Annotated in this window: 25 protein-coding genes; 12 read left to right on the top strand and 13 right to left on the bottom strand. The window is 72.1% G+C overall.

The features are described from left to right. Window positions 1–821: 821 nt before the first annotated feature. From AB0E07_RS12145 to AB0E07_RS12135, 3 genes are all read left to right on the top strand, one after another. Entirely contained in the window at window positions 822–2,717 is a 1,896-nt protein-coding gene (locus tag AB0E07_RS12145; RefSeq protein WP_362249645.1) for a trypsin-like peptidase domain-containing protein, read from the top strand. A gap of 219 nt (window positions 2,718–2,936) precedes the next feature. Continuing rightward, a complete protein-coding gene (locus tag AB0E07_RS12140; protein ID WP_362249154.1) occupies window positions 2,937–3,365 on the top strand; it encodes a sec-independent translocase in 429 nt (142 codons plus the stop codon). 232 nt (window positions 3,366–3,597) lie between these two features. After that, complete coding sequence (locus tag AB0E07_RS12135; RefSeq protein ID WP_362249151.1) at window positions 3,598–4,257, top strand: hypothetical protein; 660 nt, start codon at window positions 3,598–3,600, stop codon at window positions 4,255–4,257. A 74-nt stretch (window positions 4,258–4,331) separates the two neighbouring features. Here AB0E07_RS12135 and AB0E07_RS12130 read toward each other — a convergent pair whose 3' ends face one another. From AB0E07_RS12130 to AB0E07_RS12120, 3 genes are read right to left on the bottom strand one after another with little or no spacing between them, the layout of a single operon-like run. Beyond that, entirely contained in the window at window positions 4,332–5,465 is a 1,134-nt protein-coding gene (locus tag AB0E07_RS12130; RefSeq protein WP_362249148.1) for an Mrp/NBP35 family ATP-binding protein, read from the bottom strand. A gap of 43 nt (window positions 5,466–5,508) precedes the next feature. Then, on the bottom strand, window positions 5,509–6,096 hold the full coding sequence (locus AB0E07_RS12125) for a DUF1003 domain-containing protein (RefSeq protein ID WP_362249145.1): 588 nt from the start codon (window positions 6,094–6,096) through the stop codon (window positions 5,509–5,511). Then, a complete protein-coding gene (locus tag AB0E07_RS12120) occupies window positions 6,086–7,375 on the bottom strand; it encodes a CBS domain-containing protein (protein ID WP_362249142.1) in 1,290 nt (429 codons plus the stop codon). The genes AB0E07_RS12125 and AB0E07_RS12120 overlap by 11 nt, the downstream gene beginning before the upstream one ends. Window positions 7,376–7,552: 177 nt before the next feature. Between AB0E07_RS12120 and AB0E07_RS12115 the strand changes: the two genes are divergently transcribed. Further along, window positions 7,553–8,290, top strand: coding sequence for a hypothetical protein (locus AB0E07_RS12115; protein ID WP_362249139.1), 738 nt, complete (start codon window positions 7,553–7,555; stop codon window positions 8,288–8,290). A gap of 9 nt (window positions 8,291–8,299) precedes the next feature. On the opposite strand, the gene AB0E07_RS12110 is transcribed toward AB0E07_RS12115, so the two are convergent. Together AB0E07_RS12110 and AB0E07_RS12105 are read right to left on the bottom strand one after the other, a co-directional pair. Then, complete coding sequence (locus AB0E07_RS12110; RefSeq protein ID WP_362249136.1) at window positions 8,300–8,812, bottom strand: hypothetical protein; 513 nt, start codon at window positions 8,810–8,812, stop codon at window positions 8,300–8,302. A gap of 53 nt (window positions 8,813–8,865) precedes the next feature. Further along, window positions 8,866–9,993, bottom strand: coding sequence for a magnesium and cobalt transport protein CorA (locus AB0E07_RS12105; RefSeq protein ID WP_362249134.1), 1,128 nt, complete (start codon window positions 9,991–9,993; stop codon window positions 8,866–8,868). A 485-nt stretch (window positions 9,994–10,478) separates the two neighbouring features. Between AB0E07_RS12105 and AB0E07_RS12100 the strand changes: the two genes are divergently transcribed. Beyond that, entirely contained in the window at window positions 10,479–11,063 is a 585-nt protein-coding gene (locus AB0E07_RS12100) for a suppressor of fused domain protein (protein ID WP_362249131.1), read from the top strand. Between the two features lie 30 nt (window positions 11,064–11,093). On the opposite strand, the gene AB0E07_RS12095 is transcribed toward AB0E07_RS12100, so the two are convergent. Then, window positions 11,094–12,317, bottom strand: coding sequence for an MFS transporter (locus AB0E07_RS12095; protein WP_362249128.1), 1,224 nt, complete (start codon window positions 12,315–12,317; stop codon window positions 11,094–11,096). Between the two features lie 162 nt (window positions 12,318–12,479). Here AB0E07_RS12095 and AB0E07_RS12090 point away from each other — a divergent pair, with 162 nt between their 5' ends. The 3 genes from AB0E07_RS12090 to AB0E07_RS12080 all read left to right on the top strand — a co-directional run bounded on the left by AB0E07_RS12090 (window position 12,480) and on the right by AB0E07_RS12080 (window position 14,771). Further along, complete coding sequence (locus tag AB0E07_RS12090) at window positions 12,480–13,121, top strand: DUF6758 family protein (protein WP_362249125.1); 642 nt, start codon at window positions 12,480–12,482, stop codon at window positions 13,119–13,121. 130 nt (window positions 13,122–13,251) lie between these two features. Beyond that, the gene (locus AB0E07_RS12085; protein WP_362249122.1) at window positions 13,252–14,109 is read left to right on the top strand and encodes a PHP domain-containing protein; all 858 of its coding nucleotides are present in this window, start codon (window positions 13,252–13,254) and stop codon (window positions 14,107–14,109) included. 56 nt (window positions 14,110–14,165) lie between these two features. After that, the gene (locus AB0E07_RS12080; RefSeq protein ID WP_362249119.1) at window positions 14,166–14,771 is read left to right on the top strand and encodes a MarC family protein; all 606 of its coding nucleotides are present in this window, start codon (window positions 14,166–14,168) and stop codon (window positions 14,769–14,771) included. Between the two features lie 82 nt (window positions 14,772–14,853). On the opposite strand, the gene AB0E07_RS12075 is transcribed toward AB0E07_RS12080, so the two are convergent. After that, entirely contained in the window at window positions 14,854–15,030 is a 177-nt protein-coding gene (locus tag AB0E07_RS12075) for a hypothetical protein (RefSeq protein WP_362249690.1), read from the bottom strand. Between the two features lie 203 nt (window positions 15,031–15,233). Between AB0E07_RS12075 and AB0E07_RS12070 the strand changes: the two genes are divergently transcribed. Beyond that, window positions 15,234–16,124, top strand: coding sequence for an NYN domain-containing protein (locus AB0E07_RS12070; RefSeq protein WP_362249116.1), 891 nt, complete (start codon window positions 15,234–15,236; stop codon window positions 16,122–16,124). 25 nt (window positions 16,125–16,149) lie between these two features. On the opposite strand, the gene AB0E07_RS12065 is transcribed toward AB0E07_RS12070, so the two are convergent. Further along, window positions 16,150–17,016: an alpha/beta hydrolase gene (locus AB0E07_RS12065; protein WP_362249113.1), complete on the bottom strand. Its 867-nt coding sequence runs from the start codon at window positions 17,014–17,016 to the stop codon at window positions 16,150–16,152. Window positions 17,017–17,134: 118 nt separating this feature from the next. Beyond that, a complete protein-coding gene (locus AB0E07_RS12060) occupies window positions 17,135–19,756 on the bottom strand; it encodes a DEAD/DEAH box helicase (protein WP_362249110.1) in 2,622 nt (873 codons plus the stop codon). Between the two features lie 481 nt (window positions 19,757–20,237). On the opposite strand from AB0E07_RS12060, the gene AB0E07_RS12055 reads away from it, so the two are divergent. Beyond that, window positions 20,238–21,002 carry a ferritin-like fold-containing protein gene (locus AB0E07_RS12055; protein ID WP_362249107.1) on the top strand — a complete coding sequence of 255 codons (765 nt, stop codon included), beginning with the start codon at window positions 20,238–20,240 and terminating at the stop codon, window positions 21,000–21,002. Between the two features lie 103 nt (window positions 21,003–21,105). On the opposite strand, the gene AB0E07_RS12050 is transcribed toward AB0E07_RS12055, so the two are convergent. The 4 genes from AB0E07_RS12050 to AB0E07_RS12035 form a co-directional block, all read right to left on the bottom strand. Beyond that, window positions 21,106–21,375 carry a hypothetical protein gene (locus AB0E07_RS12050; protein ID WP_362249104.1) on the bottom strand — a complete coding sequence of 90 codons (270 nt, stop codon included), beginning with the start codon at window positions 21,373–21,375 and terminating at the stop codon, window positions 21,106–21,108. 194 nt (window positions 21,376–21,569) lie between these two features. Further along, window positions 21,570–21,797 (bottom strand): DUF3107 domain-containing protein, encoded by a 228-nt coding sequence (locus AB0E07_RS12045; protein WP_351923370.1) that lies wholly within the window; start codon window positions 21,795–21,797, stop codon window positions 21,570–21,572. A gap of 134 nt (window positions 21,798–21,931) precedes the next feature. Beyond that, window positions 21,932–22,576 (bottom strand): TetR/AcrR family transcriptional regulator, encoded by a 645-nt coding sequence (locus AB0E07_RS12040; protein ID WP_362249101.1) that lies wholly within the window; start codon window positions 22,574–22,576, stop codon window positions 21,932–21,934. Between the two features lie 197 nt (window positions 22,577–22,773). Then, window positions 22,774–22,998: a hypothetical protein gene (locus tag AB0E07_RS12035; RefSeq protein ID WP_362249098.1), complete on the bottom strand. Its 225-nt coding sequence runs from the start codon at window positions 22,996–22,998 to the stop codon at window positions 22,774–22,776. Window positions 22,999–23,239: 241 nt separating this feature from the next. On the opposite strand from AB0E07_RS12035, the gene AB0E07_RS12030 reads away from it, so the two are divergent. Both AB0E07_RS12030 and AB0E07_RS12025 read left to right on the top strand, forming a co-directional pair. Next, the gene (locus AB0E07_RS12030) at window positions 23,240–24,271 is read left to right on the top strand and encodes an alpha/beta hydrolase (RefSeq protein ID WP_362249095.1); all 1,032 of its coding nucleotides are present in this window, start codon (window positions 23,240–23,242) and stop codon (window positions 24,269–24,271) included. Window positions 24,272–24,278: 7 nt separating this feature from the next. After that, on the top strand, window positions 24,279–25,838 hold the full coding sequence (locus tag AB0E07_RS12025; protein WP_362249092.1) for a DUF3152 domain-containing protein: 1,560 nt from the start codon (window positions 24,279–24,281) through the stop codon (window positions 25,836–25,838). Window positions 25,839–26,076: the final 238 nt, after the last annotated feature.

Here is a 26,076-nt window from a genome sequence, read left to right as displayed (position 1 = left end):
ATGAGCCGCGGCCACCGCCGACGTGCCGTGCCGCGGCCGGCTGTGGGGAGAGCATGGACGAGGGGAAGCCAGCGAAGGCGAAATGGTGGAGCCGTCCTCGGCTCCAGGGGCCTTCGAGTCAGGCGGAGGGCGTGACCGAGGCGCCGCCGCCCGCTCCGGCCCCGGTCGCCAACGCCGACGGCGATTTCGAACTGGAGCGGCCCGCGACCGCGGTCTCCCCTGAGGGCGACTACGAACTCCGCAGCCCACAGCGGCGGGTGCACCCGCAGGCCGAGGGGGCGTCACCGGACAGCTCCGCCGCCCCCGTTTCTGACACCGAGCCCATGGCGCCGGCCGACGGCTCGACCGCGCCGGAGGCGTCCGGCATCGGGGCTTCCGGGGAGTCCCCGCAGCCGGGTGAGGCCGACGGCCGGGCTGCCGTCACCGCGCCGACCACGTCGGAGGCCCCCGGGGCGTCCGACACGCCCTCAGCGCCCGAGGGGGGTGCTTCCCCCGAGACGTCCGGGCTGCCCGGGGCGCGCACGGCACCCGAGGCGTCCGTAGCGGCCGAGGGAGGCGCTGGACCCGAGACTTCCGGGCTGCCTGGGGAGAGCGAGCGGTCCGGGCTGCCCGGGGCGCGCACGGCACCTGAGGCGTCCGTAGCGGCCGAGGGAGGCGCTGGACCCGAGACGTCCGGGCTGCCTGGGGAGAGCGAGCGGTCCGGGCTGCCCGGGGCGCGCACGGCACCTGAGGCGTCCGTAGCGGCCGACGAGAGTGAGGAATCCGCGTCGGTCGGCGAGCCGGCAGCACCCGAGGGGGCCGTGCTGCCCCCGGCGTCCGACGTGCCCGACACGCCCCCGGCACCTGGCGCGCCCGTCGTCCCCGCGCCGCTCGCCGAGGATCGTCCGCGTCCCCTGCACGACCCCGACCCCTACAGCACCCCGCCCTATGGCCGGCCCGGGCCCTGGGCGCCCGCCCCTCCGGTGCAGCACCCGGCGGCCACCCCGGCGCAGGGCACCGCCGTCCCAGCGGCGCCCCACGCCCCCGTACCGGGTCACGCCCCCGTACCGGGTCACGCCCCCGTACCGGGTCACGCCCCCGTACTGGGTCACGCCCCTGCACCGGGCCAGGCCCCCGTGCCGCCGCCCCACACTCCCGTACCTGCCCACGCACCGGCGCCCCTCCAGGCCCAGGCTGCGGTGCCCATGCCAGGCCAGGTCCCCACTCCCGGCCCCGCCCAGGGAACGGCGCCCAGCCCGGCTCAGGCGCCCGCCCAGGCACCCGCGCAGGGATCAACTCCCGGCCCCGCCCAGGGACCCGAGCCCATCCCGGCTCAGGCGCCCGCCCCGGTTCCCCCACCCGAACCCCAGCCCCACGCCCCCGGCGCCCACTTCCCGCCGCCCGGACCGGCACCGGCACCGGCGTCGGGAGCCGGACCGGTACCGGTCCCGACACAGGCCGCGACCACCGCCCCCGCCCTCGTACCCGCCCCCGTACCCCCGCAAGGCGACCCCCTCCAGACCTCCGCCGCCACCCCCTGGCAGCACTACGACCCCTGGGCCCCGAAGCACGTGACCGGGCCGCTCCAGCAGAACGGTGCCGCGGTCGCCTCCAAGGACCAGCGGCGTCGCAGGGGCAGGCGGCTGCTGCTGACCGGCGCCCTGCTGCTGGCCCTGGTGTCCGGGGTCGCCGGAGGCGTCGTAGGGGCGTATCTGGAGCGCAACGGCGGCCTGGAGGACGTCCGGCTGCCGCAGGCCGGTGCCGAGCCCACCGGGCGCGCCGCGGACACGGTGGCGGGGATCGCGGCGCGGGCCCTGCCCAGCGTGGTGACGCTGCACGTGACCGGTGCCGAGGAACAGGGCACCGGCACCGGCTTCGTACTCGACGACCGCGGGCACATCCTCACCAACAACCACGTCGTGGAGCCCGCCGGGTCCGACGGCGAGATCTCCGTGACCTTCCACAGCGGCGACACCGCCAAGGCCACCGTCGTGGGCCGGGACAGCGGCTACGACCTCGCCGTGGTCAAGGTGAAGGGCGTCAGCGGTCTGACCCCGCTGACCCTCGGCAACTCCGACAACGTCCAGGTCGGCGACCCCGTCGTCGCCATCGGCGCCCCCTTCGACCTGGCGGGCACCGTCACCTCCGGCATCATCAGCGCCAAGGAACGCCCCATCACGGCCGGCGGCGAGAGCGGCGACGCCAGCGACGTGTCCTACGTCGACGCCCTCCAGACCGACGCCCCCATCAACCCCGGCAACTCCGGCGGCCCGCTCCTGGACGCCAGGGCCCGCGTGGTCGGCATCAACTCCGCGATCCGCTCCGCCGACAGCGGCTCGGACCTGGACGGCGGTCAGGCGGGGTCCATAGGGCTGGGCTTCGCCATCCCGATCAACCAGGGCAAGCGCGTCGCCGAGGAGCTGATCAACACCGGTCGCGCCACCCACCCGGTCATCGGCGTCACCCTCGACATGGACTACTCGGGCGACGGCGCCCGGGTCGGCACCAAGGGCAGTGACGGGGGCGCGCCGGTCACCGTGGGCGGCCCCGGCGACAAGGCCGGCATCGAGCCCGGCGACGTCATCACCGAGATCGACGGCCAGCGGGTGCACTCCGGCGAGGAACTGATCGTCAAGACCCGCGCCCACCGCCCCGGGGACCGGCTGGAGCTGACGCTGCGGAGGGACGGCGAGGAGATCCGGCTCACGCTCACCCTCGGTTCCGCGAAGAGCGATTGACGCGACTCACAGAAACCTCACAGCGGGAGCCCGACGGCCGCGTCAGTTCGGGCCCCGCAAGGCAAACAACGCGGAAAAGCACCCGCCCGCGCGCACTCGGAGGCCCTGGGACAGTACCGGTCGAAGGGGATGGCCGGGTACCGTGGACCCGGCCCGGACCACGGAAGACCCAAGAGACCACCGAGGGCCGAGGACCGAGGACATCGCAAGGAGCTTCAGGTGTTCAATGACATAGGACCGCTAGAGCTGGTGACGCTCATCGTCCTCGCCGTGCTCGTCTTCGGTCCGGACAAGCTCCCGAAGGTCATCCAGGACGTCATGCGGACGGTCCGCAAGATCCGCGAGTTCTCGGAGAGCGCCAAGCAGGACATCCGGCAGGAACTCGGCCCGGAGTTCAAGGACTTCGAGTTCGAGGACCTCAACCCCAAGACGTTCATCCGCAAGCAGCTGGACAACGACGAACTGGGGATCAAGGAGATCCGCAACGGCTTCGACCTGAAGAAGGAGATGGCGGAGGTCACGGACGCGGTCCACGGCCGCGAGTCCGAGTCGTCGTCCAAGCCGTCCTCGTCCACCGCCTCCGGCGACCGCGTCGACATGACGAAGAAGCCCGAGGAGCGCACCCCCTACGACGCGGACGCCACCTGAGCCGCGACCCCCGCGCGCGGGTCGCCCACGTGACGCGTTTCATACCGCTCCGAGGGCCCCGTACGGCCTGAACGCACCGTCCCGACGCCTCGCGGGCCCGGCGGTTTCCCGGCTGCTCCCACCGGTGTGGATATGCTGCCGAGTTGTTGTGCGGACCGAACGCCATCCAGCGAGGCCGCCCGAAGGGGGGCGGGCCGCCCCCGGTCCGCCGAGAGCGAGGAGGCGTCCGGGCATGGAGACGACGAGTCGGGCTGTCGAAGAGGCGCCGGCCGCGGAGGGCGGACAACAGGTCCCCACCGCCCGGCGCACGGTCGACGGCTACCTGCTGGCGCCCTTCCCCTGGTACGGCCTCGACGAGGCGTTCACAGGGCCGCGCTGGCTGATGCAGGTCGGTACGGCGGCCGACGGGGCCGTCGAGCACGGTTCCATCGGACACGGCGACGAGCCCTCCGTACGGCACGAGGGGACCGCCGAGGACCGGGAGAAGTTCGCGGTCGTGGTCACCGTCGCGGCGAACCCCTCCCGCCGCAGCGCCGACGGCACGGGACTGCTGGAGGCGACCTCCGTCTCCTCGGCTGCCTGGCTGGCCGGGGTGGGCCTGCTGACGTTCACCTGGCCCGGACAGATGGACCACTCACTGCGGGACGACTGGCTGGAGCAGCAGACCGAGACGGCCTGGGTGCTCGCCGACGACCTCTCGGGTCCCGACTGGTCGACGCTCTCCCTGCCGGTGGACGGGGTTCCCACCCCCTTCCACTACCGGGAGTCCGAGTTCGGCTGGGTGCTCGCCGGCTCCACCCAGGAGGGCGTGCACGTGGGGGCGTACGGACGCGGCATGAGCGCGTACGGGCTGGGCTTCTCGATGATCAAGGACATCGGCGAGTACGCGTGACGCGCGCCGCGCACGCATGAGGAAGGGGCGCCGGGTCCACCCGGCGCCCCTTCCTCGTCGTGTCCGGAGCGGGCTCAGAACTTGTTGCGGGGCGTGATCCCGAGCGACAGCCCCGAGAGGCCGCGCTGCCGCCCGCCGAGCTTGCCCGCGATGGCGCGCAGCGCGCCGCCCGCCGGGCTGTCGGGGTCGGTCAGGACCACCGGCTTGCCCTCGTCGCCGCCCTCGCGCAGACGGACGTCGATCGGGATGGAGCCGAGCACCGGGACGGTCGCGCCGGTGGTACGGGTCAGCCCGTCGGCGACGAGCTGGCCGCCGCCCGTGCCGAAGACGTCGACCATCTCGTCGCAGTGCGGGCAGGGCAGGCCGGACATGTTCTCGACCACGCCGACGATCTTCTGGTGGGTCTGCACGGCGATGGAACCGGCGCGCTCGGCCACCTCGGCCGCGGCCTGCTGCGGGGTCGTCACGACCAGGATCTCGGCGTTCGGGACCAGCTGCGCGACGGAGATCGCGATGTCACCGGTGCCCGGCGGCAGGTCCAGCAGCAGCACGTCCAGGTCGCCCCAGTACACGTCCGCCAGGAACTGCTGAAGGGCCCGGTGCAGCATCGGGCCGCGCCACACGACGGGCGCGTTGCCCGGGGTGAACATGCCGATGGAGATGACCTTCACGCCGTGCGCGGACGGCGGCATGATCATGTTCTCGACCTGGGTGGGACGGCCGTCGGCGCCCAGCATGCGCGGCACCGAGTGGCCGTAGATGTCGGCGTCCACGACACCGACCTTCAGCCCGTCCGCCGCCATGGCCGCCGCGAGGTTCACGGTGACCGACGACTTGCCGACGCCGCCCTTGCCGGAGGCGACCGCGTAGACGCGGGTCAGCGAGCCGGGCTTGGCGAAGGGGACCTCGCGTTCGGTCTGGCCGCCGCGCAGCGCCGTCGCCAGTTCCTTGCGCTGCTCGTCGCTCATGACGTCCAGCGTGACCTCGACGCCGGTGACTCCCTCGACCCGGGAGACCGCCTCGGTGACGCGCTGGGTGATGGTGTCCCGCATGGGGCAGCCGGAGACGGTCAGGTACACGGTGACCGCGACCGTCCCGTCCGCGCCGATCTCCACCGACTTGACCATCCCGAGTTCGGTGATGGGGCGGTTGATCTCGGGGTCGTTCACCGTCGACAGTGCCTCGCGCACCGCGTCTTCCGTAGCCATAAGGACGATGGTACGGCGACCGCGGGGGCCTTCGGGATGCCCCTCAGCGGTCGTCTGTGTCACGTCCGTGCGACCGTTCTGCCGGGAATACGGCATGTCCGTCCGGACGGTGGCCGTCCAGTTCCCTCAGAACGTCCTGGAGCTCGGAGCGGATCCAGTCGCGGGTGGCCACCTCGCCGAGGCCGATCCGCAGCGAGGCGATCTCCCGGGTCAGGTACTCGGTGTCCGCGATGGACCGCTCGTTCTGCTTGCGGTCCTGTTCGAGGTTGACCCGGTCGCGGTCGTCCTGCCGGTTCTGCGCGAGCAGGATCAGGGGGGCGGCGTAGGAGGCCTGGAGCGAGAGCATCAGGGTCAGGAAGATGAACGGGTACTCGTCGAAGCGCAGGTCGGTCGGGGCGAAGATGTTCCACAGCACCCACACGATGATCGCGACCGTCATCCAGACGATGAACCGCCCGGTGCCCAGGAAGCGCGCGATCCGCTCGGAGAGCCGCCCGAAGGCCTCCGGGTCCCATTCCGGCAGGAGCCGGCGGCGCGGCGGCCGCGGCTGGTCGAGCCGGGCGCGCGGCCGTCCGGTGGCGGTCGCCCCGGTCGCGGTGCGCTCGCGGACGCCCTCGCGTTCAGGAGCCATGGGCCGCCGCCTCTTCGCCCTCGTCGAGATGGAACTCCGTCTCCCGCCAGTCCTCGGGCAGCATGTGGTCCAGGACGTCGTCCACGGTGACCGCGCCCAGCAGCGAGCCGGACTCGTCGACCACGGGCGCGGCGACCATGTCGTACGTGGCGAAGAACCCGGCGACGACCGGCAGCGCCGCGTCCGGGTCCAGGGCCTGGAGGTCCTCGTCGAGGAGCGCGCTGACCAGCGTGTACGGCGGGTCGCGCAGCAGGCGCTGGAAGTGGACCGTGCCGAGGTACTTCCCCGTGGGTGTCTCGTCGGGCGGCCGGCAGACGTAGACCTGGGCGGCGAGCGCGGGGGAGAGGTCGGCGTTGCGGACCCGGGCGAGGGCGTCGGCGACGGTGGCGTCGGGCCGCAGCACGATGGGCTCGGTCGTCATCAGACCGCCCGCCGTGTGCTCCTCGTACGACATCAGCCGGCGCATGTCGGCCGCGTCGGCGGGCTGCATCAGGCTCAGCAGCCGTTCCTTGTCCGCCTCGGGCAGCTCCGAGAGCAGGTCGGCCGCGTCGTCGGGGTCCATGGCCTCCAGGACGTCCGCGGCCCGTTCCTCCTTCAGCTTGCCGAGGATCTCGATCTGGTCGTCCTCCGGGAGTTCCTCCAGCACGTCGGCGAGCCGGTCGTCGTCGAGGGCGGCGGCGACCTCGGCGCGCCGCTTGGCGGAGAGATGGTGCAGCACGTTGGCGAGGTCGGCGGGGCGCAGCTGCTCGAAGGTCGCGAGCAGGCTCTCGGCGCCCTGCCCCTGCTCCTCCAGCGAGAAGCCGGTCACCGCGGACCACTCGACGGTGAGCGCCTCGCCCTTGGTCCGCCGCAGCGGCCCGCTCCTGCCGCCCTTGCGCACGAAGACCCGGTCGATCTCCCAGTCCCGCCGGGCGGGCAGCTGCTGCACCGACAGGTCCAGGACCGTGACCTCCTCGCCGGTCTCGACGAGGGTGACCCGCCGGTCCAGCAGCTCGCCGAAGACCAGGCGCTCGGTCGGCCGTTGCTCGAAGCGGCGCACGTTGAGCACGCCGGTGGTGATGACCTCGCCGGTCTCGATGCTGGTCACCCGGGTCATGGGCAGGAAGATGCGGCGCCGGGTGGACAGTTCGACGACCAGACCGAGCAGCCGCGGGGGCCTGCGGCCGACCCGCAGCATGACGACCAGGTCGCGGACCCGCCCCACCTGGTCGCCGTTGGGGTCGAAGACGGCGATGGCGGAGAGGTGCGAGACGAAGACGCGGGGGGTGCCCCCTGCCATGACCGCACCTCCTCGACGGCTCTGTCCGGTATGCCCGCTCGGGTGGGCTTCAGGCTAGCCCGTCCCGATCGGATACGCCCTGGTGAGCGGTCCGGACGGACTGGCTCCGCCGCGCCGGGCCGACCCCGGTACGCTGCCGTACGCCGATCAGGACCCGTCAGAAAGGCAGCCCCACCTGTGACTGTGACTCCTCAGGGCCGTACCCGCCGGGCCGCGCTGGTGAGCGCGCTGTGCGCCCTGGTCGTGACGGGGCTGACGGGATGCAGTAGCGAGGACCCGGACGCCGGCACCAACGGGGTGGGCAAGCTGACCGCCCCCCAGATCCAGAAGAAGACGCTGAAGGCCGCCGAGTCCGCCGACGCGGTACGGCTGTCCGGGAGCGTGGTGACCAGCGGGCGCACCTACAAGCTCGACATGCGGCTGAAGGACGACGGCGCCATGGGCTCGGTCACCGCGGAGGGCGCGACCTTCCGGCTGCTCCGCGTCGACGAGCAGCTCTTCCTGATGGCGGACGCCGGCTTCTGGAGCGACGGCGACGCGAAGGCGGACGGGGCGGCCGCGGCCAAGCTCGACGGCAAGTACGTCAAGGTGCCGCAGGGCGACCCGTCGTACAAGAAGTTCATCGGCTTCACGGAGATGGATGTGCTGCTGGGGGGCCTGCTGACCCTGCACGGCACCGTGGAGACCGACGGGCGCTACGAGCAGTCCGGCGTCCGGACCGTCCGCATCACCGGCGACCAGGGCTCCGGCGGCACGCTGGACGTCTCCCTGGAGGGCACCCCCTACCCGCTGCGCCTGGTCCGCGGCGGCGACGCGGGCACCCTGACCTTCTCCTCCTGGGGCGAGGGCTTCGAGCTGGAGGAGCCGAAGAAGGACGAGACGGTGGACTACGGCAAGCAGCTGCCGACGTCCTGACCGGGGGCGCTACCTGCGGCCGCGGCGCTTCAGCAGCAGCTTCGGCAGGCCCGCGGGGATCGGCTGCCGGGTGGTCGCCGGGGACGGCAGCGGCGCCTCGGACAGATCCCCGTCCGGCAGCGGTGCGACCGTCCCGGTCGGCTCCAGCCGGAGCACCCGGCACTCCCGCGCCCAGCGCCCGGGCATCGCCTCGCCGTCGGGCGCGTTCAGCCGCTTGCCCTTCAGCTCCGCGACCGTCGCCTCCCACTGCTCCGACTCCGGCGCCAGCTCCACGGCCTTCGCCGTCCAGGACACCAGCCGGCCGCCCTTGTCCTTGCTGCGGACGGTCACCTCGGCCTCGCCGCCGTCGATGAGCCCCGGCAGCGGCTGCTCGCCCGGCCCGTCGCCGACCACGCAGGCCGCGCCCTCGTGCCACACGTGCCACAGCGCCCGGGCCGGCACACCGGGACCCTTGACCCAGATCAGCCCGGACTTCTTCGTGGCCTCCTCGACGAGGGCCTGGTCGAGCAGCTCGCTAGTCATGCCCCCACCCTAGCCAGCCCCGCCGGACCCTCCCTAGAGCCCGTGGCAGGGCTCTAGAGCCAGCCGTTGCGCTTGAGGGTGCGGTGGATGCCGAAGCAGATCATCACCGTGAAGCCGAGCACCATCGGGTAGCCGAACTTCCAGTGCGTCTCCGGCATGTAGTCGAAGTTCATGCCGTACACCCCGCACACCATCGTCGGTACGGCGATGATCGCCGCCCAAGAGGTGATCTTGCGCATGTCCTCGTTCTGCGCCACGGACGCCTGCGCGAGGTTGGCCTGGAGGATGGAGTTCAGCAACTCGTCGAAGCCGACGACCTGCTCCTGGACGCGGGCGAGGTGGTCGGCCACGTCCCGGAAGTACTTCTGGATGTCGGGGTCGACCAGCCGCATCGGCCGCTCGCTCAGCAGCTGCATCGGCCGCAGCAGCGGCGACACCGCGCGCTTGAACTCCAGGATCTCCCGCTTCAGTTGGTAGATCCGTCCGGCGTCGGTGCCGCGCGGGCTGCCCTTGCGGCCCGGCGAGAAGACGTCGGTCTCCACGTCGTCGATGTCGTCCTGGAGCGAGTCGGCCACGGCGATGTAACCGTCGACGACATGGTCGGCGATGGCGTGCAGCACCGCCGAGGGGCCCTTGGCGAGCAGCTCGGGGTCGTCCTGGAGCCGGTGCCGCAGCGCCCGCAGCGAGCCCTGTCCGCCGTGCCGGACGGTGATGAAGAAGTCCCGGCCGGTGAAGCACATGACCTCGCCGGTCTCCACCACCTCGCTGGTGGCGGTGAGTTCGGCGTGCTCGACGTAGTGCACCGTCTTGAAGACCGTGAACAGCGAGTCGTCGTAGCGCTCCAGCTTGGGCCGCTGGTGGGCCTGGACGGCGTCCTCCACGGCCAGCGGGTGGAGCCCGAACTCGCTGGCGATACCCGCGAATTCGGCCTCGGTGGGCTCGTGCAGGCCGATCCAGACGAACCCGCCGTCGCGCCGCACGCGACGCATCGCCTCGTGCGGACTCAGCTGCCCTCCGCTCTCGACGCGCGCGCCGTCGCGATAGACGGCGCAGTCGACGACGGCGGAGGGCGTACCGGGGTCACGGGTGGTGTCGTAGGCGCCGCCGTCCACGCGCACGGCCTTGCGCAGCGAGGGACGGGAGGGGCGGACCGCGGCACGCAGGTCACGGATCATCGACATGGCAGGCTCCTTCGCGAGCAGGCAGCGAAAGGCCACTACGACGGGTGGAACTACCCGGAATGGGGACGTCCTTCAGGCTTCTCCCGCACGGGAGGCGGGAAGGATGTTTGGCACGTCCACAAAGCGGGGAGCACCGCACCGTTGCGGTGGCGTTCTTCGCTGCTGTTTCAGCTACTGCTGCTGACTGACAGATCAGGCAAAACGAAACGAAGGCTCTTCCGCGGAAAGGCAGGCGAGAGGTGGCAGCCGGCTAGAAGCAGAGCGGCTACGTCAGCGGCGGGAAGAGCGGGTGCTACTGCACGGTCGACTTCGATCCATTGCAGCCCCACCTCCTCCGGCCGGTCCCTCGTAAGGGAGTGTCGTCGGCGTCGGGGCCTGACCGCGATGCTTCAGCATGCTGCCCCGAACCACCGCGCAAGAGTATCAGCCGACTGAAGTGTCAAGGCGTTGCTTTGCCTGGTGCTGACGAGTTCTATGCTCGCCGCATGGTTGATGTTCTTCCTCTGGTCGAGGCCCGGTTGCGTTCCGCGCTGGGCGAACCGGACGCCCGCGCCGCGGTCACCTTCCTCGGCACGGACCGCGTGGAGGTGCTCCGTTTCCGTGCGGGCGACGTCGTCCGCTACGCCACCCTCGGCATGTCGGCCCAGCCCATGACGGACCCCAACGCGATGCTCGCGGACCCGGTCAAGGGGCCCCGCGCCGAACTGCTCCTGTCCGTCCGCGCGGGCGTGTCCGACACCGACAAGGTGCTCCGCCCTCTGGCCGTGCTCGGCGCGTCCCCGCAGGTCGAGGGCGTCGTCGTGGCGCCCGGCGCCTCGCTCGACGTGGGTGAACCCCTCTGGCCGGGCGCCCCGTTCACCTCGGTGCTGGTCGCCGAGCCCGGCGGTCTGGTCGAGGACCTCGAACTGGACGAGCCCATGGACCCGGTCCACTTCCTGCCGCTGCTCCCCATGACCCCGAACGAGGCCGCCTGGAAGCGGGTGCACGGCGCGCAGGCCCTCCAGGAGCGCTGGCTCGCGAACGGGACGGACCTCAGGGATCCGTCCCGCGGCACCGTCCCGCTGACGTGAGCAAGCTCACCAACCGGTCGTGGGTATCGGTCAGTTGGCGAACACGGTGACGCCGTCCTCGGTGGCGTGCCGGGTCTCCGGTTCCGCCGCCTCATGGGTGAGGGCCTTGCGCCGTACGACGACCACGGCCGCGCCGAGCAGGGCCGTGACCGCCGCCACCACGAACGGGACGCGGAGGTCGGTCCACTCCTCGATCTTCGGCGCGAAGTAGGGCGCGGCAGCGGCGGCGAACCAGCGCACGAAGTTGTAGCCGGCGCTCGCCACGGGCCGCGGCGCGTCCGACACGCCGAGCGCCAGTTCGGTGTAGACGGTGTTGTTCACGCCGATGAAGACGCCGGACAGGACGGTGCAGACGACGGCCGTGGTGTGGCTGCCGTAGCCGAGGACGAGGACGTCGGCCGCGAGCAGCACCAGTGAGCCGCCGAGCACCTTCAGTGAGCCGAAGCGCCGTTGCAGCCGCGGCGCCACGAGGACCGAGAAGACCGCGAGCAGCACACCCCAGCCGAAGAACACGGCCCCCGACTCGTACGGGCTCATGTTCAGGACGAACGGGGTGAAGGCCAGCACGGTGAAGAACGTGTAGTTGTAGAAGAACGACGAGACGGCGGCCGAGGCCAGACCGCCGTGGCCGAGCGCCTTGACGGGGTCGAGCAGTCCGGTCTTCCGCGCCGGCCGCGGCTGCTCCTTCAGGAACGCCGTGATGCAGAGGAAGCCGACGGCCATCAGGAAGGCCGTGCCGAAGAACGGGTAGCGCCAGTTCGCGTCGCCCAGCACCGCGCCCAGCAGCGGTCCGCACGCCATGCCCAGGCCCAGGGCGGACTCGTAGAGGAGGATCGCCGCCGCGCTGCCGCCCGCCGCGGCGCCGACGATGACGGCCAGGGCGGTGGAGACGAAGAGGGCGTTGCCCAGACCCCAGCCGGCCCGGAAGCCGACGAGTTCGGCGACCGAGTCCGAGGTGCCGGCCAGGCCCGCGAAGACGACGACGAGGGCGAGGCCGAGCAGCAGGGTCCTGCGGCCGCCGATCCGGCTGGAGACGAAGCCGGTGACCAGCATCGCCACGGCCGTGATCAGGAAGTACGAGGTGAAGAGCAGGGAGACCTGGCTCGCCGAGGCGTCCAGGCCCTGGGCGATCGACGGCAGGATCGGGTCGACCAGGCCGATGCCCATGAAGGCGACGACCGAGGCTCCGGCCGTCGCCCATACGGCCTTGGGCTGTCGCAGGAGCCCGCCGGCTCCCGCCTCGAAGGGGTCCATGTGGTGACTCCGATCCCGGTGAAAGATGGTTGGTGTTTACACATGATAAGTTAGCCCAGCTAATTAATGCAACATACATCTAACTCGCTCCGGCGGGGCCGTTCCGCCCGGACGGGTGATCGTCCTTGACGTGGCGCGGATGGGGTAGGACCGTGGGGCCCTATGAGGGGCGAACCCAGTTGCCCGAAGTGTGGTGGCCGGGTCAGGGCTCCCGGACTCTTCGCCGATTCCTGGCAGTGCGATGTCCACGGCACGGTGCATCCGCTGCAGCCCGTGATCCCGCCCAGCGTCGAGGCCCTCAGCGTCGTCGTGCATCGCACCCAGGTCCCGGTGTGGATGCCGTGGCCGCTGCCGGTGGGCTGGCTGTTCACGGGCGTCGCCTGCGCGGGGGACGACCGGGGCGGGGGACGGGCCACGGCCGTCGCCTGTACGGGCCCCGGGCCGCTCGGCGGCTTGGGTGAGCTGATCCTGGTCGCCGAGGAACTCGGAGTCGGCCTCGGCGCGCGGTACGCGGGCGTCGACGGCCCCGACCCCGGGCCCTACATGAACGTCGAGAAGCCGGCCCAGGCCAAGGTGCTCGCGGCCGGGCGGCCGACCCCGCTGTGGCATGTCACCGGCGCACCGGACGACCGGGCGGTCTTCGCCGGGGAGGCCCGTGGACTGTGGCTGTGGGCCGTGGTCTGGCCCGAGCAGTCCGGGTTGCTGATGTACGACGAACTGGTGCTGACCGACCTCCGGGACGCGGGGGCCGAGGTCGACCTGGTGCCCTGCGGCGCGCTGTCGCCCCGGCTGCTGGAGCCGTAGGGCCCGTTCACTGGCCCCGCACAGCCGGTTCGTAAGAACCGAACCCCGGTTTCGGGTGTGACAGGAGCGGTCCGCCCAGGCGCTATCCTGGGCGTGTCCTCATTTCCGTCCGACCCGTTGGAGTCCGCGCGTGCGTATCGATCTGCACACCCACTCCACCGCGTCCGACGGCACGGACACGCCCGCCGAGCTGGTGCGCAACGCCGCCGCTGCCGGGCTCGACGTCGTGGCGCTGACCGACCACGACACCACCCGTGGATACGCCGAGGCCGTCGCCGCGCTGCCCGAGGGGCTCACGCTGGTGACCGGCGCCGAACTCTCCTGCCGCCTCGACGGCGTCAGCATGCACATGCTGGCCTACCTCTTCGACCCCGAGGAGCCGGAACTGTTCGCCGAGCGGGAGCTCGTGCGGGACGACCGGGTGCCGCGCGCCCAGGGCATGATCGCCAAGCTGAACGAGCTGGGCGTGCCGGTCACCTGGGAGCAGGTCTCGCGGATCGCCGGTGACGGTTCCGTCGGGCGGCCCCACGTGGCCTCGGCGCTGGTCGAGCTGGGGGTCGTGCCGACCGTGGGCGACGCCTTCACGCAGGACTGGCTGGCCGACGGCGGGCGTGCCTTCGTCGAGAAGCACGAGACGGACCCCTTCGAGGCGATCCGGCTGATCAAGGGCGCGGGCGGAGTCGCGGTGTTCGCGCACCCGGCCGCCGTCAAGCGCGGCCGGACGGTGCCGGAGTCGGCGATCGCCAAGATGGCGGCGGCCGGCCTCGACGGCATCGAGGTCGACCACATGGACCACGACCCGGAGACCAGGGCGCGACTGCGCGGCCTGGGCGCGGAACTCGGCCTGCTGACGACCGGCTCCAGCGACTACCACGGCAGCCGCAAGACCTGCCTGCTCGGCGAGTACACGACCGACCCCGAGGTCTACGGCGAGATCACCCGGCGCGCCACCGGCGCGTTCCCGGTGCCGGGTGCCGGCGGAGCCTGAGCCCCCGCTCCCGCCGTCCCTCCGTACGCTCGCTCCTCAGCAAGGCCCCTTCACCGATGTTCGACGTCGCCGTATTCGGCTCTCTGTTCCTGACCCTTTTCGTCATCATGGATCCCCCCGGGATCACCCCGATCTTCCTCGCCCTCACCTCGGGCCGCCCGGCCAAGGTGCAGAAGCGCATGGCCTTCCAGGCCGTCTGCGTGGCGGGCGGTGTCATCACCGTCTTCGGGCTCCTCGGCCACCAGATCCTCGACTACCTGCACGTCTCCGTGCCCGCCCTGATGATCGCGGGCGGACTGCTGCTCCTGCTCATCGCGCTCGACCTGCTCACCGGCAAGACGGACGAGCCGAAGCAGACCAAGGACGTGAACGTCGCGCTGGTGCCGCTGGGCATGCCGCTGCTGGCCGGGCCGGGCGCGATCGTCTCCGTCATCCTGGCCGTGCAGAAGGCGGACAGCGCGGCCACCCAGGTCTCGGTGTGGGCGGCGATCCTCGCCATCCATGTCGTGCTCTGGCTGGTGATGCGGTACTCGCTGCTGATCATCAAGGTGATCAAGGACGGCGGAGTGGTGCTGGTGACCCGGCTCGCGGGCATGATGCTCTCCGCCATCGCCGTGCAGCAGATCATCAACGGCGTCACCCAGGTCGTCCAGGGCTCCTGAGCGGCGCCGCCACGAACGCAGGGCCCCCTCCGGCACGGTTGCCGGAGGGGGCCCTGAAGTCTCGGTGAGACCCGCGTCGGTGTTACGAGGCCGTGGTGTCGGCCGGGCGGATCCACAGCCGCTGCCCGATGGCGGCGGCCTGCTGCACGATCCGGTTGACGGAGGCGGCGTCCACGACGGTGCTGTCCACGGTGGTGCCGTCGACCTCGTCGAGTCGCATGATCTCGAAGCGCACAGGCTTCTCCCTTCGTCTGGTCATCCTCCTGAGGAGAACTACTTCGTCGGTGGCGTGCGGATCTTCGGTGTCCCGCTCGCCGTACGTATTCAACGGCACGCTTGTTACAAACATTCCCTACGCTAAAGAAATTTTTCGAACGACTAACTACTGACCGGTAAGCGGTTCGTCGTGGACTGAACGGGACCGGTTGTATTCATTGCGTGACCGCCGGGACAATGGAGGCGATGAACGACGACCTCGCGGCGCTCGGCGCCCGTATCGACCACACCAACGAGTTGCTCCAGCGCATGCTCGCCGAGGTGGCCAAGACACCCTCGACCCATGCGATCTTCGTCGACGCGGGATACCTGTACGCCGCCGCGGGCCGGCTCGTCGCCGGGACCGAGGACCGACGGGCCTTCGATCTGGACGCCGAGGGGCTGATCGAAGCCCTCATCGACCGCGCCCGCACGATCTTCGCCGACAGCAGGCTGCTGCGCGTCTACTGGTACGACGGCGCCCGGCGCCGCATCCACACCGCCGAGCAGCAGTCCATCGCCGAGCTGCCCGACGTCAAGGTGCGGCTCGGCAACCTCAACGCCAACAACCAGCAGAAGGGCGTCGACTCCCTGATCCGCACCGACCTGGAGTCACTCGCCCGGCACCGCGCCATCAGCGACGCCGCGCTCCTCGGCGGCGACGAGGACCTGGTCTCGGCCGTGGAGGCGGCCCAGGGCTACGGCGCCCGGGTCCACCTCTGGGGCATCGAGGCGCCCGAGGGGCGCAACCAGGCCGAGCCGCTGCTCTGGGAGGTCGACAGCCAGCGCACCCTCGACCTGGACTTCATCAAGCCCTACGTCTCCCGCCGCACGGCCGCGCACGACACGTCCGCGTCCCGGCCGACCCGCGAGGACGTCCGCTTCGTGGGGGCCCAGATCGCGGCGAAGTGGCTGGCGGCGCGGGGCCGGGAGTCGCTGGTGGAACTGCTCCCCGGGCACCCCTATCTGCCGGGCTCGGTCGACCAGGACCTGCTGGTCGAGGCGGAGGGACTGCTCCAGTACTCCCTGCGCGGACAGGCGGACCTGCGGCGGTCCCTGCGGGACGGGTTCTGGGAGCACCTGCGGACGCAGTACTAGCCGACGCCGCGGGGCTGCTGCGGCGCTACTGCCGGGCGTCCCAGAAGTCGGCCAGGGCCTCGGCCGTGGGCAGGGGCCGCTCCGCGTTGGGGGAGTGCTCGGCGCCCGGGACGACCGTGCGGTGGGCGCGCAGCCGGACGGCCATCTCGTCGAGCAGCCGCACCGGCCAGGTGTCGTCCCGCTCTCCCGACAGCACATGGCAGGGCAGCGCCGTGGCGGCCAGCTCGGCGACCCGGTCCGGCTCGGTGCACAACTGCGTTCCGGCGGCGGTCAGTTGGGCGGGCTTGTTACCCAGCCAGCGGCGCCGGAGATGCTCCATGCCGCCGATGCCGCGGGCCGGTCCGCCGACCTCCTCCGGGGGGCCCATGGCCAGGATCGCCTCCCACACCTCGGGCATCGTCATCACCGCGAGCGCGTCCCGGAGCAGTTTCACCCGCCGCTGCTGGGAGTCGGAGATCCGCGCCGGGCCGGACGCCACGAGCGTCAGGGACCGGAAGGGAGCCGTGTCGAGGAGGGCGGCGGAGCGGGCGATCTGGCCGCCGAGGGAGTGCCCCACGAGATGGATCCGGCCGCCGAGCGCCTCGGCCTGCGCGAGCACGTCACGCGCCAACTCGCCCCGCGCGTAGGCGGATTCGTCGTCCGCCGGCCCGTCCGACTCGTACTGTCCGCGCCCGTCCACGGCGACCGTGCGGTAGCCGCGTGCCGCGAGCGGCGCGTGCAGGAGCGTGAAGTCCTCCTTGCTGCCGGTGAATCCGGGCAGCAGCACGGCGACACCGCGCGGCTCGACGCCTTCCGGCACCGGACAGTCCACGACGGCGAACTCCCCACGTGCCGTACGCAGCGGGTACGCGCGCGCATCGGAGGGCGGGGTCAGGGCGGCGGGGCTCGTCACGGGGTGAGGGTAGCGGGCGCGAGGGACGGGTGGATTTCGCGGGGCCGGGGCGGAGCGCGGTGGAAACGCCGAACGGCCCGTCCCCACAAGGCGTGGGAACGGGCCGTTCGGTACGGGATCAGCCCTCCGTGGGCTCCGCGGCGACCGCGGCCTTGCGGGTGCGGCGGGTGCGGGGCTTGGCCTCCGCCTCGGTCGCCTCCGCGGCGCCCGCCGTGGTGTCCACCGCGGCCTGAGCCGTCTTGCGGGTCCGGCGGCGCGGGGCCGTCGGCTCCTCGGCTGCCTGGGCCGGGATCTCGGCCGGCTCGGCGGCCTTGCGGGTACGGCGTGCCTTCGGCGCGGCCTCGGTGGTCGCCTCCGTCGCCTCCGGGGTGGCCGTGGTGGCCTTGCGGGTGCGGCGGGTGGCGGGCTTGGCCTCGGTGGCCTCGGCCGTGTCGAGCGCGGCTTCGGCGGCTGCCGTGGTCTTGCGGGTGCGGCGCGGCTTGGCCTCGGCGGCGGCCTCCGCCTCCGGGGCCGTCTCGGCGACCTTGCGCGTACGGCGCGTCCTCGGCTTGGACTCCGTGGCCTCGGCGGTGTCCACCGCGGCCTCGGCCGTCGCCTTCGCCCGGGTCCGCCGCGGCTTGGCCTCGGCCTCCGTCGGCTCCGCCGTGGCCTGGGCCGGGATGTCGGCGGGCTCGGCGGTGGCCGTGGTGGCCTTGCGGGTGCGGCGGGTGGCGGGCTTGGCCTCGGTGGCCTCGGCCGTGTCGAGCGCGGCTTCGGCGGCTGCCGTGGTCTTGCGGGTGCGGCGCGGCTTGGCCTCGGCGGCGGCCTCCGCCTCCGGCGCGGCCTCGGCGGCCTTGCGGGTACGGCGTGCCTTCGGTGCGGCCTCGGTGGTCGCCTCCGTCGCCTCCGGGGTGGCCGTGGTGGCCTTGCGGGTGCGGCGGGTGGCGGGCTTGGCCTCGGTGGCCTCGGCCGTGTCGAGCGAGGCCTCGGCGGCCGGCTCGGTGGCCTTGCGGGTGCGGCGGCGCGGCTTGGTGACCGTGGCCTCCGACTCCGCGGCAGCGGACTCCGCGGGCGCGGACTCCGGTGCCTCGACGACCACGGCCGCCGCCGGGGCCTCCGCCACCGGCTGCGGGGTCTCGACGACCGTCGCCTCGGCCGAGACGGCGGTGGCCTCCGCGGCCTTGCGGGTACGGCGACGACGCGTCCTCGCGGGAGCTTCGGCGAGCGCCTCCGCGATCGGCTCGGTGCTCGCCTCGGCCGTGTCGACCGCGGTCTGCGCGGCCTCCGTCACCGTGGGCGTGGCCGCCTGCGACTCCGGCGCGGCCCCGCCACGGGTGCGGCGACGGCGGCGCGGGGTGCGGGTGCCGGTGGCCTCCTCGGCGACCGGGGCCGCCTCGGGCGCGTCCGTGCCGACCGGTGCCGCGGCACCGTCCAGCAGGGCTCCGCCGCGGGTGCGGCGACGGCGGCGCGGGGTACGGGCCGTGCGCTCGCGGTCACCGGAACGGGACTCGTCCCGGCCGTCGCCGCGACCGCCCCTGTTGCCGGCGCGTCCGCGTGCACCGCGGCCGCCGGTCTCGCCGAGGTCCTCCAGCTCCTCCGCGTCCAGCCCGGCGCGCGTGCGCTCCGAGCGGGGCAGCACACCCTTGGTGCCCGCGGGGATCTTCAGCTCCTCGAAGAGGTGCGGGGAGGTGGAGTACGTCTCCGGCGGGTCGTTGAAGCTCAGCTCCAGCGCCTTGTTGATGAGCTGCCAGCGCGGGATGTCGTCCCAGTCGACCAGCGTGATCGCCGTACCCGTCTTGCCCGCGCGGCCGGTGCGGCCGATGCGGTGCAGGTACGTCTTCTCCTCTTCCGGCGACTGGTAGTTGATGACGTGCGTGACACCCTCGACGTCGATGCCGCGCGCGGCGACGTCGGTGCAGACGAGCACGTCCACCTTGCCGTTGCGGAAGGCGCGCAGCGCCTGCTCGCGGGCGCCCTGACCGAGGTCGCCGTGGACCGCGCCGGAGGCGAAGCCCCGCTGCTTGAGCTGGTCGGCGAGGTCGGCCGCGGTGCGCTTGGTGCGGCAGAAGACCATGGCCAGCCCGCGGCCCTCGGCCTGGAGGATGCGCGCCACCATCTCGGGCTTGTCCATGTTGTGCGCGCGGTACACGTGCTGCGAGATGTTCGCGACCGTCACACCCTCGTCGTCCGGCGCGGTGGCACGGATGTGGGTGGGCTGCGACATGTAGCGGCGGGCGAGGCCGATCACGGCGCCGGGCATGGTCGCCGAGAACAGCATGGTCTGCCGGCGCGCCGGCAGCATGTTGATGATCTTCTCGACGTCGGGCAGGAAGCCCAGGTCGAGCATCTCGTCGGCCTCGTCCAGGACGAGCGCCTTGACGTGCTTGAGGTTGAGCTTCTTCTGGCCTGCGAGGTCCAGCAGGCGGCCCGGGGTGCCGACGATGACGTCGACGCCCTTCTTCAGGGCCTCGACCTGGGGCTCGTAGGCGCGACCGCCGTAGATGGCGAGTACGCGGACGTTGCGCACCTTGCCGGCGGTGAGCAGGTCGTTGGTGACCTGGGTGCACAGCTCGCGGGTGGGGACGACGACGAGCGCCTGCGGCGCGTCGGTGAGGTCCTCGGGCGCGGCGCGGCCGGCCTCGACGTCGGCGGGGACGGTGACGCGCTCCAGGAGCGGCAGACCGAAGCCCAGCGTCTTGCCGGTACCGGTCTTGGCCTGGCCGATGACGTCGGTGCCCGACAGGGCGACGGGGAGCGTCATCTCCTGGATGGGGAAGGGGTTGACGATGCCGACGGCCTCAAGCGCCTCGGCGGTCTCGGGGAGGATTCCGAGCTCTCGGAAGGTGGTAGTCAGGGTGCTGCCTCTTCTGTGTGCGCGGTGCGAGGCGAGCGAGGGGGTCTTGGACGGACCGTGCCGGGGACGTCGGCTGCCTTACGGGCAAGCCGTAGGGCACGGGACCACTTCCGACGCTCTAGCGCTCGTACCGCTGAGGGTGTCCCCCCGGGAATCCGTACGCACAGTGCCGTACGGACGAGGGGCTGTCGGGTCGGAGCCGATCGGGCCACCGACCGGGCATCCTCATACATGGGCCCGCCGAGACAACGTCGAACAGCGTCGACATGCTCAGCAGGCGCATTACCACCATACCCCGGATTCGCGCACATGCGATGGCCGATTTGGTCACGTAGTCGTCGTCACACTGATTGACCAGGGACTTCCCCCCTGCGGAGAGCGGGCTATTGTGCGCTTCATGACCACCTCTGACAAGCCTGAGCCGGCCGCGGACAGCGCGGAAGCCCCTGTCGAGCACACCGGGGTCGCCGCCCAGGACTGGGCGACCGCCTCCGCCGACCCGCAGTACCGTGCCGCGGTCGTCGACCTGCTCGGCGCGCTGGCCTACGGGGAGCTCGCGGCGTTCGAGCGGCTCGCGGAGGACGCCAAGCTGGCGCCGACCCTGGCGGACAAGGCGGAGCTGGCGAAGATGGCGTCGGCCGAGTTCCACCACTTCGAGCAGTTGCGTGACCGGCTGACCTCGATCGGTGAGGAGCCGACGCTCGCGATGGAGCCGTTCGTCGCCGCGCTGGACGGGTTCCACAAGCAGACGGCGCCCTCCGACTGGCTGGAGGGTCTCGTCAAGGCGTACGTCGGCGACTCGATCGCCAGCGACTTCTACCGCGAGGTCGCGGCGCGCCTCGACTCGGACACGCGCGAGCTGGTCCTGGCGGTGCTGGACGACACGGGGCACGCCGGGTTCGCGGTGGAGAAGGTCCGGGCCGCGATCGACGCCGAGCCGCGGGTGGGCGGACGGCTCGCACTGTGGGCCCGGCGGCTGATGGGCGAGGCGCTGTCGCAGTCGCAGCGGGTGGTCGCCGACCGGGACGCGCTGTCGACCATGCTGGTCGGGGGAGTGGCGGACGGGTTCGACCTCGCGGAGGTCGGGCGGATGTTCTCCCGGATCACCGAGGCGCACACCAAGCGGATGGCCGCGCTGGGGCTGGCCGCGTAACGCTTCTGCTGTGTCGGGGTGCCGGTGGATGTGCTGGTGCGGGTGCGTGGGGGCTGGTCGCGCGGTTCCCCGCGCCCCTCAGGGGCTGCCCGCCCCTTTTACCTCAGGCCGTGGCGCTGCGGCTCAGGCGTCGGCCTGACGGGCGCAGCAGGAGCGACAGGGACGCCACCGAGACCGCCGCCGCGCCGGCCAGGATCAGGAACAGATTGCCCGGATCCAGCGCCGTGTGGGTGATGAAGGCGCCGAACAGCGCGCCCGCCACCCCGGTCGGCAGGACCAGCCTGCGGGAGGGCAGGCGGTGCGGGAAGCGGAGGGCCGCCGCCCACGCCAGAGCGAGGCCGAGGATCGCGGAGCTCAGCGCTTCCAAGAGCATGTTGGGGTCCCTCCCACACGGCTGGCCTGCTCACTTCGGTCGTAGCCCGTCTTACCCCTGACCTGCGGAATCCAATCCTCCCCTGTGTCCTGGTTGTGGGCCGTTCGGGAGGGGGACGCGAGTGTTCCAGGTGGCGGGACGACGAAGGGCCCGGCGGTTCGTGAACCGCCGGGCCCTTCCTTGTCAGCTGTCGCCTACAGCGCGCCGAAGCCCACCTTGCGCGGGGCCGGCTCACCGAGCTCGACGTACGCGAGGCGGTCGGCCGGGACGAGGACCTTGCGGCCGTGCTCGTCCACCAGGCTCAGCAGCGCCGTCTTGCCGGCGAGCGCCTCGGACACCGCCCGCTCGACGTCCTCGGCGCTCTGACCGCTCTCCAGAACGATCTCGCGGGGCGCGTGCTGCACGCCGATCTTGACCTCCACGGCTATGTCCCTCCGACGGTCAGTGAAGTGCGCGACCTTCCGCGCCGTACCCCGCACACATTAGCCCGGTGAGGGGACGTTCACGCTCCGCGCAAGAACGCCAGGAGCGAACAGCGGGTGGGAACAAGCGGCGTTCAGTGCTGCTGGTCGGTGCCGTGCAGCGGGAAACCCGCGATACCGCGCCAGGCGAGCGAGGTCAGCAGCTGCACCGCCTGGTCGCGCGGCACGCTGCGGTCGCTGTGCAGCCAGGAGCGGGCCACCACCTGGGCGAGGCCGCCCAGGCCGGAGGCCAGCAGCATCGACTCGGCGCGGGACAGGCCCGTGTCCTCGGCGATGACCTCGCAGATCGCCTCGGCGCACTCGTTCGTGACCTTGTCGACGCGCTCGCGCACCGCGGGCTCGTTGGTCAGGTCCGACTCGAAGACCAGCCGGAAGGCGCCGCCGTCGTCCTCGACGTAGGCGAAGTAGGCGTCCATGGTCGCGCGGACCCGCTGCTTGTTGTCGGTGGTCGACGCGAGCGCGTTCCGCACGGACTGGATCAGGGCCTCGCAGTGCTGGTCCAGCAGCGCGAGATAGAGGTCGAGCTTGCCCGGGAAGTGCTGGTAGAGCACCGGCTTGCTGACGCCGGCCCGCTCGGCGATGTCGTCCATCGCGGCCGAGTGGTAGCCCTGCGCCACGAAGACTTCCTGCGCGGCACCCAGCAGCTGGTTGCGTCGGGCACGGCGCGGCAGGCGCGTCCCTCGCGGGCGTGCCGCCTCTGTCTGCTCGATGGCTGTCACGCCGCCTCCCAAAATCGTCCACTTGCGGTGTGCGCCGCGCCGCCATCGTACTTTTCGGTAACCCTGCTGTGCGCGGTGCGAGCGCAGAATTTCACGGACCGGACGGTGGCGAAAGCCGTGCGGAAGGTTTGAAAGCCGGGTGAGCCGGGCAAAAATCGGCCTCCCTTCAGCTCAACAGTGCCCGGTGACGCCCTCGGTCACCGGTAGTCGTCCTCGTCCAGCGAGACGACCCGTGCCTGTTCCGCCAGGTCGGCGACGTTGGCCCGGTCCTGGTCGGCTCCGGTCAGCGGGTCGTCGTGGTCGGGCGCCACGGCGGCGTGCTGCTCGGCCGCGTCCGCCGCGGGGGCCTCGACATCGAACTCCTGTGCCTGCTGACTGTCCTCGTCCTCGAAGGTCTCGGGGTCGGTGGGGTCTACGGCCATGATGGGCTCCCTTCCTACGAACGTCCCTGGGAGAAGCAGGGGCCACAGCGGGTGCCCTCTCTACGAGCCTAGGAGACACCCGATCCGGACGCTATGCGATCCGCGTCCGCGGGGTTACTCCGTGCGCATCCGGCCGCGGAGTCAGCCATTGAGACCGCGCGGACGATGGGTGCGGGACACACAAGGTGCTTGTGACGGCGAACACATGAACCACTGCGTGATCGTCTCGTAACATTGCCGCATGTCTTCGACCGAGCTGCCGTCCGCCGTCCCGGCGGCCAACGTCCTGCCGAAGGTGGCGACCGTCAGAGTCGCGGAGGGGGAGCGGCTGCGGTCGGTCGGACTGCCGGGCATCACCCTGTCCGTGCGCTCCAGGCCGCCGGCCCGCGAGGGACTGCCGCCCGCGCTCTTCGTCCACGGTCTCGGTGGCTCCTCGCAGAACTGGTCGGAGCTGATGCTGGAGCTGGAGGCGGTCGTCGACGGCGAGGCCGTCGACCTGCCCGGCTTCGGCGACTCCCCGCCGCCGGACGACGGCGACTACTCGGTCACCGCCCACGCGCGCGCCGTCATTCGCTACCTCGACGCCTCCGGGCGCGGGCCCGTGCACCTTTTCGGTAATTCGCTCGGCGGCGCGGTCTCCACGCGCGTCGCCGCCGTACGGCCGGACCTGGTCCGTACCCTCACGCTCGTGTCGCCCGCCCTCCCGGAGATCCTGGTCCAGCGCACCGCCGTACCCACGGCGCTGCTCGCGCTGCCCGGAGTCACCGGGCTCTTCTCCCGGCTCACCCGGCAGTGGTCGGCCGAGCAGCGGGTCCGCGGAGTCATGGCCCTCTGCTACGGCGATCCCGAGCGGGTCTCGCCCGACGGGTTCCGCAACGCCGTCGAGGAGATGGAGCGCCGACTCCAACTGCCGTACTTCTGGGACGCGATGACGCGTTCCGCACGCGGTATCGTCAACGCGTACACGCTTGGCGGCCAGCACGCGCTCTGGCGCCAGGCCGAGCGGGTCCTCGCCCCGACGCTCCTCGTCTACGGCGGCCGGGACCAGCTCGTCGGCTACCGCATGGCCCAGCGGGCCGCCCGTGCCTTTCGCGGGTCCCGGCTGCTGAGCCTGCCGGAGGCCGGGCACGTGGCAATGATGGAGTACCCGGACGTGGTGGCGCGGGCCTTCCGGGAGCTGCTCGCCGAAGCCGGGGCCGGCGCCGAAGCCGGGGCCGGCGCCGAAGCCGTCCCGGACGCCGGCGGGGCCGTGACCGAGACCATGAGGAGCTGAGCCGCGAGTGGGACGCCACAGCCGCCGCGGGCCCGCGCCCAAGGGGGAGACCAAGGGCACCGCCGGACGGCGGGGGGCACCGCAGGCCGGCCCGCCGTCGGGAGGGCCGCGGGTCTCCGACGGCACCCCGGCCCGCGGGGTACCGCGTCTTCCCGACGATTCGTCAGCCCGTCCCGGGACGAGATTCCCTGACGGAGCATCCGCTCACCCTGGGCCGCGCCTTCCTGACGGAACGCCGGCCCACGGTTTTCCCCGGCTCCCGGACGGGACGCCCGCCCACGGTTTTCCCCGGCTGCCGGACGGGACTCCGGCGCACGGTTTTCCCCGGCTCCCGGACGGGACGCCCGCGCACGGGTTCCCCCGGCTGCCGGACGGGACTCCGGCGCACGGGTTCCCCCGGCTTCCCGACGGGACCCCTGCCCACGGCAGTCCGCGGTTCCCCGACGGGACTCCCGCGCACGGGTTTCCCCAGGTCCGCGGCGGGCACCCGGAGCAGCGGGAGACCGGCGGCGGATGGGGTGACGTGAGGCGAGGTCCGGCAGCGGCGGGCACCGGGATACCGCGACAGCGGCCCACGCGCGCGGGGGGCGGCCCACGCCAGGACTACCTCGACGCCTTCGAAGAGGGCACCGACGTCTTCACCCCGCGGACCAAGGGCGATCCGTACGCCTCCGTCACCGACTGGTCCGCACCCGGCGTCGGGGTGCCGAGCGAGACCGGGGCCGACCACCTCCCGCCCACCGGGGAGCCCGCGTCCGGCCGCGGTTCCAAGGGGCGCGCCTTCACCGGCATCGCGGCCGCAGCGATCATCACCGTGCTCGCGGTCGTCGTCGCCGGGCAGGTCACGAACCGGGGCAAGGAGTCCGGTACCCGGACCCAGACCGCCACCGACCAGGCGCGGTACACAGGGGACTCCGCCTCGCGCGGTGACGGACGCCCGACGCCCTCCGAGTCGCCGGCCGCGCCCCCGACGTACGAGCAGAAGATGGACCGGACCTACGCCATGGGCGCCACGCTCGACGGGTCGGGGAAGTTCGAGGCCGTGCAGGGCGTCGACAAGGCACCCGGCAAGGGACAGAAGTTCACCTACCGCGTCGACGTGGAGGAGGGGCTCGGGCTGGACGCGGAGCTCTTCGCCGAGGCCGTGCAGAAGACGCTGAACGACGACCGGAGCTGGGCCCACGACGGCGCCCGCACCTTCGAGCGGATCCACTCCGGCGAGCCCGATTTCGTGATCACGCTGGCCAGCCCGGGGACGACCGCGGACTGGTGCGCCAAGTCCGGCCTGGACACCACCGTGGACAACGTCTCCTGCGACTCGGCCGCCACCGAGCGGGTGATGATCAACGCCTACCGGTGGGCGCAGGGTTCGGAGACCTACGGCGACGAGATCCACGCCTACCGCCAGATGCTCATCAACCACGAGGTCGGCCACCGGCTCGGCTTCCACCATGTGACCTGCGACAAGGACGGCGACCTCGCCCCGGTCATGCAGCAGCAGACCAAGTTCCTGGACCACGACGGCATCACCTGCCGGGCGAATCCCTGGGCCTACCCGGGGGAGTGACGGCGCGAGCCGCCCACCTCGCCCGCGGAACGTCACCGCTTGATCCCTTGGCGTCTTGATCTCTTAGCGTCTTGATCTCTTAGCGTCAGCGAACGCGGCCCGCACGGGAAAGTTACGACCGTTCACCCCTTCTGGTGGCGCGACGGACAACCGTAGAACAACCACGCGGTGAACCATGATCCGGCCAACCCGCTGGCGTTCTTCGTCGACGCCCTGCCGGCGAAGGGTCGTCTCGAAT

The organism is Streptomyces sp. NPDC048002, assembly GCF_040653275.1.
Classification (GTDB): domain Bacteria; phylum Actinomycetota; class Actinomycetes; order Streptomycetales; family Streptomycetaceae; genus Streptomyces.
The sequence above is the reverse complement of the archived record's forward strand: the minus strand, read 5'-3'. Positions and strand labels throughout refer to the sequence as shown.

What these genes read in the sequence shown, in the direction of transcription:
- AB0E07_RS12135 (WP_362249151.1), top strand. Translation starts at nt 3,598, where the DNA reads ATGGAGACGACGAGTCGGGCTGTCGAAGAGGCGCCGGCCGCGGAGGGC.
- AB0E07_RS12130 (WP_362249148.1), bottom strand. Translation starts at nt 5,465, where the DNA reads ATGGCTACGGAAGACGCGGTGCGCGAGGCACTGTCGACGGTGAACGAC.
- AB0E07_RS12125 (WP_362249145.1), bottom strand. Translation starts at nt 6,096, where the DNA reads ATGGCTCCTGAACGCGAGGGCGTCCGCGAGCGCACCGCGACCGGGGCG.
- AB0E07_RS12120 (WP_362249142.1), bottom strand. Translation starts at nt 7,375, where the DNA reads ATGGCAGGGGGCACCCCCCGCGTCTTCGTCTCGCACCTCTCCGCCATC.
- AB0E07_RS12110 (WP_362249136.1), bottom strand. Translation starts at nt 8,812, where the DNA reads ATGACTAGCGAGCTGCTCGACCAGGCCCTCGTCGAGGAGGCCACGAAG.
- AB0E07_RS12105 (WP_362249134.1), bottom strand. Translation starts at nt 9,993, where the DNA reads ATGTCGATGATCCGTGACCTGCGTGCCGCGGTCCGCCCCTCCCGTCCC.
- AB0E07_RS12100 (WP_362249131.1), top strand. Translation starts at nt 10,479, where the DNA reads ATGGTTGATGTTCTTCCTCTGGTCGAGGCCCGGTTGCGTTCCGCGCTG.
- AB0E07_RS12095 (WP_362249128.1), bottom strand. Translation starts at nt 12,317, where the DNA reads ATGGACCCCTTCGAGGCGGGAGCCGGCGGGCTCCTGCGACAGCCCAAG.
- AB0E07_RS12090 (WP_362249125.1), top strand. Translation starts at nt 12,480, where the DNA reads ATGAGGGGCGAACCCAGTTGCCCGAAGTGTGGTGGCCGGGTCAGGGCT.
- AB0E07_RS12080 (WP_362249119.1), top strand. Translation starts at nt 14,166, where the DNA reads ATGTTCGACGTCGCCGTATTCGGCTCTCTGTTCCTGACCCTTTTCGTC.
- AB0E07_RS12075 (WP_362249690.1), bottom strand. Translation starts at nt 15,030, where the DNA reads ATGACCAGACGAAGGGAGAAGCCTGTGCGCTTCGAGATCATGCGACTC.
- AB0E07_RS12070 (WP_362249116.1), top strand. Translation starts at nt 15,234, where the DNA reads ATGAACGACGACCTCGCGGCGCTCGGCGCCCGTATCGACCACACCAAC.
- AB0E07_RS12060 (WP_362249110.1), bottom strand. Translation starts at nt 19,756, where the DNA reads ATGACGCTCCCCGTCGCCCTGTCGGGCACCGACGTCATCGGCCAGGCC.
- AB0E07_RS12050 (WP_362249104.1), bottom strand. Translation starts at nt 21,375, where the DNA reads ATGCTCTTGGAAGCGCTGAGCTCCGCGATCCTCGGCCTCGCTCTGGCG.
- AB0E07_RS12035 (WP_362249098.1), bottom strand. Translation starts at nt 22,998, where the DNA reads ATGGCCGTAGACCCCACCGACCCCGAGACCTTCGAGGACGAGGACAGT.
- AB0E07_RS12030 (WP_362249095.1), top strand. Translation starts at nt 23,240, where the DNA reads ATGTCTTCGACCGAGCTGCCGTCCGCCGTCCCGGCGGCCAACGTCCTG.